4 protein-coding genes are annotated in these 3800 nt (G+C 70.8%); all 4 read left to right on the top strand.

Annotated elements, in window-relative coordinates; genetic code table 11:
- Positions 1–1339: TonB-dependent receptor (locus tag LJE69_RS16170; RefSeq protein ID WP_296927002.1), on the top strand; the 1339-nt coding region annotated here is incomplete at its 5' end.
- A gap of 93 nt (positions 1340–1432) precedes the next feature.
- Positions 1433–2317, top strand: a complete 885-nt coding sequence (locus LJE69_RS16165) for a zinc ABC transporter substrate-binding protein (RefSeq protein WP_296927000.1) — start codon at positions 1433–1435, stop codon at positions 2315–2317.
- Positions 2301–2921, top strand: a complete 621-nt coding sequence (locus LJE69_RS16160; protein ID WP_296926998.1) for an ATP-binding cassette domain-containing protein — start codon at positions 2301–2303, stop codon at positions 2919–2921. The genes LJE69_RS16165 and LJE69_RS16160 overlap by 17 nt, the downstream gene beginning before the upstream one ends.
- Before the next feature lie 3 nt (positions 2922–2924).
- On the top strand, positions 2925–3716 hold the full coding sequence (locus LJE69_RS16155) for a metal ABC transporter permease (RefSeq protein WP_296926995.1): 792 nt from the start codon (positions 2925–2927) through the stop codon (positions 3714–3716).
- Positions 3717–3800: the final 84 nt, after the last annotated feature.

The following is a 3800-nucleotide window of genomic DNA, read 5'->3' as shown; positions in this document are numbered from 1 at the left end:
CTTCGACGCCATCACCTCCGGCAGGGCCTTCAACCCGCAGATCGCGGTGATCCTCGACGGCAACTACTACCAAGACGACGCCAAAGAAGGAGACGGCGCCGCGCTGGTGGGCGTGGCATTCTGGCCCGGACGCAGCCTTGCCCACGAACATGGCGAGGCGGGCGACGGGCACGACCACGGCGATGGCGGCCACGTGCACAACTACGCCGAGCCCGGCTTCAACTTCCGCGAGGCGGAGCTGTCCTTCACGGCCACCGTGGACCCGTACTTCGACGCGGCGACGTACATCTCCATCGACGGCGACGGCAACGTCGAGCTGGAGGAGGCCTACTTCCAGACCCGCGCCCTACCCTGGGGTTTCAAGGTGAAGGGCGGCAAGTTCCTGAGCGACTTCGGCTACATCAACCGCCAGCACCCGCACCAGTGGGACTTCGTGGACCAGAACCTGCCGTACCTGAACCTGCTCGGCTTCCACGGGCTCCAGGACACCGGCCTGCAGCTGACCTGGGTGCCGGACTTGCCGTTCTATGCGCTGATCGGTGGCGAGGCCTTGCAGGGCAACCAGGAGGTCTTCGGCGCCACGGTCAGCGAGGCGGAGCAAGTTGAGCTCAACCTCGGCAAGACCCAGGAAGGGCCGCGGCTCTTCACCGCATTCACCAAGATCGCGCCGGAGCTGGGGCAGAACCATGCGCTCCAGTTCGGCGTGTCCTATGCCCATGCCGATCAGCAGCAAGCGGTGGAGGTGCACACCCACACGGGAGAGATCGAGCACGAGCACGACGCCGAAGGGGACCAGGCGCCTACGGACGGAGACAACGACCACATGCACGCCTATGGCGACGGCGTGACCGAAGAGCTGCATGAGACGGGCCTGGCCGGCAGCGCCGACCTCTGGGGTATCGACCTCGTCTACAAGTACGATGCCCCGGGGGCCCATGGACAGGGCGACTTCACCTTCCAGAGTGAATACCTGCGCAACATCGACTACATGAAAGTGCGCTCCAGCGCCCACCCGGAGCAGATCGGCAGCGCCCGCAACGTCACCACCGACGGTCTCTATGCCCAGGTCACCTACGGATTTCTGCCGAAGTGGAAGGCAGGCGTGCGCTACGACGTGCTCGGGCTGACGAACAAGGTCAGCGGCGGGGTCGACGAGGGCTTCGGCAGCTCCGAGCGCTGGACCGCGGACGTCACCTGGAGCCTGTCCGAGTTCTCGCAGCTGCGGGCCCAGTACGCCTACAACGACATCCTGGTGGCCGAGGACAAGCGCGAGTACTTCAACGCCTTCTACCTCCAATTCTTGATGAGCTTGGGGAGTCATGGGGCGCATGAATTCTGAAGAAGTGCGGCGTGCGGCGTGTGGCGTGCGGGGGTGCGGTCCATTGGCACCAGGGCCTGGGCTGATCGTGGTTTCGAGTGACGGAGGTGAAAGATGAGACGAGTGCTGATGGGGGTGCTGGCCGGGCTGGCGTTGCTGGCGGGGCCGGTGCTGGCGCTGGACGTGGTGGCGACGAGCCCGAGCATGGGGGCGCTGGTGCGCGCCGTTGCACCCGGCGCGGGGCTGACCGTGCTCGCCGGGCCGCAGCAGGACCTGCACATGCTGCAGGCCAAGCCCAGCATGATCCGCGCGCTGCGGGGCGCTGACCTCTTGGTCGCCGTCGGCGCCGAGCTGGAGGTGGGCTGGCTGCCGGCGGCGAGCTCGGGTGCCGCGAACCCCGCTATTCTCCCGGGGCGCGAGGGCTACTTCGAGGCCGCCGCTCAGGTGCCGCTGCTGGACGTCGGCGGCCCGGCGGACAGGGCGATGGGCGACATGCACCCGGCAGGGAACCCGCACGTGGACCTGGACCCGGTGCGCATGGCCCAGGTGGCCGAGGCGTTGGGTGAACGCATGGCCCAGCTGGATGCGGCCAACGCCGCGGCCTATCGGCGCAACGCCGCGCGCTTCGCCGAGGCCGTGTCGGAGCGGGTGCCGGCGTGGCAGGCACGGCTCCAGGACGCGCCGGGGGTGGTGCTCTACCACCGCGATGCCGTGTACCTGCTGGAGCGCTTCGGCGTGCCACTGCTCGGCACCATCGAGCCGGTGCCGGGGGTGCCGCCGAGCGGCCGCGACCTGCGCGCGCTGGCAGGCAAGCTGCGGGGCCGCGACGGGATCATCATCCACGCGCCGTACCAGGCGCCCAAGGGGCCGCGCAAGCTCGGCCGGGAGCTGGGCTGGCCGGTGCAGACCCTGCCGCTCGAGCCGCCGGTGGACGCCGACGGAGATGGCTATCTACGGCACATCGACCGCTGGGTGAGCACGATTGCGACCGCCGGCTGAGCTGGCAACGGGCGAGTCGCGCCCGGCGCCTTCAACGGCCGCGCTGCTGGCGGCGCATGGCCTCATCGCCGGCTGGTCGCGGCCGGTGGTGGGGCCCGTCTCCTTTGCACTGCACCGGGGCGACGTGCTCGGCCTGTGGGGCGCCAACGGCAGCGGCAAGTCGACCCTGCTCGCGGCCGTCGCCGGCCAGGCACGCCGCTTCGGCGGGGCGATCGAGCGCGCGCCGGGGATCGGGCTCGCCGTTCAGCCGCAGGCGCCGGTGCGCTTCGCGCCGCTGCCGGTGACCGGCCGGGAGCTGCTGCACATTGCCGGCGTGGCCGCGGCAGCCGACGGGCTCCCGCCGACCCTCGCCCGGGTGCTGGGCCGCCGGCTGGACCGCATCAGCGGCGGCCAGTACCAGCTCCTTTGCGTCTGGGCGGCGCTCGCCGGCGGCGCGCGGCTGGTGCTGCTGGACGAGCCCACGAACAACCTGGACCCGACCCACGCGGCGCTCTTGGGCGAGATGCTTGCGGCGCGCCGCGCCGACCGCGCCGTGCTGCTGGTGAGCCACGAGAGACCTTTTCTAGACGCCCACTGCACCCGGGTATTGGCGCTGGACGGCTAGCCGATGGACACCAGCACACTGTTGGACCCCATGTTCCGCCTGCCCTTCACCACCGGGCTGCTGTTGTCGGGCGTGCTGCCGCTGCTCGGTGCCCTGCTGTTGCTGCGCGACGAATGGCTCGCCGCGCTCGGCCTCGCGCACCTGGCCGCGGCCGGCGCGCTGCTCGGCGCCGCCGCCGGGCTGCCGGCGGTGCTGGGCGGGCTCCTCGCGGCCGCCGGCGGCGCCATCGCCAAGGGCGGCATCGGCGCCCGCGGCAACGCCGTCTACGGCTTCATGATCCTGGGCGGCTGGTCCGCGCTGCTGCTGATCGCCGCCAACACCGCCCTGGGCGAGCAGTTGGGCCATGCGCTGATCGAGGGACAGCTCTACTTCGCGGGCCCGGTGGAACTGGCCGCCGCGGTGGGGCTCGGGCTCGCAGCCGCCGTCTCCTTGCCCTGGCTCATGCCCCGGCTGCTGCGCGCCCGGCTCTTCCCACAGCACGAGATCGCCAACCGGCTGCCCGCGCGGCGCTGGCACCTGGGCTTCGACCTGCTCACCGCCGCCGGCATGGCCACCGCCACGGCGAGCGTCGGGCTCATGGCAGCGTTCGCGCTGGTCCTGGCCCCGGCCTGGATCGCGTTCCGCATCGCGCCCGGATGGCGCTGGACGCTCCTCCTGTCCGTGGGCCTCGGTGTCGGAGGTTTCGTTTTCGCCTTCGGCATGGCACTGCTGCTCGATCAGCCCTTCGCGCCCGTCCTGGTGGCTGTTCTCCTGGCCGCGGCCGCCACGACCGCCCGGCCGTCGGTTCGGGCGTAACCGATTTGCCAACCCGACATCGGCGCGGCATAGTCCGCGGCCGGCAACCAATCGACAGAGGAGACGTAAGCCCCATGACCCCCA

The organism is Thiohalocapsa sp. (assembly GCF_022340605.1).
Taxonomy (GTDB): Bacteria; Pseudomonadota; Gammaproteobacteria; order Chromatiales; family Chromatiaceae; genus Thiohalocapsa.
The sequence above is the reverse complement of the archived record's forward strand: the minus strand, read 5'-3'. Positions and strand labels throughout refer to the sequence as shown.

Coding starts and splice junctions, on each gene's coding strand:
- LJE69_RS16165 (WP_296927000.1), top strand. CDS start 1,433: ATGAGACGAGTGCTGATGGGGGTGCTGGCCGGGCTGGCGTTGCTGGCG.
- LJE69_RS16155 (WP_296926995.1), top strand. CDS start 2,925: ATGGACACCAGCACACTGTTGGACCCCATGTTCCGCCTGCCCTTCACC.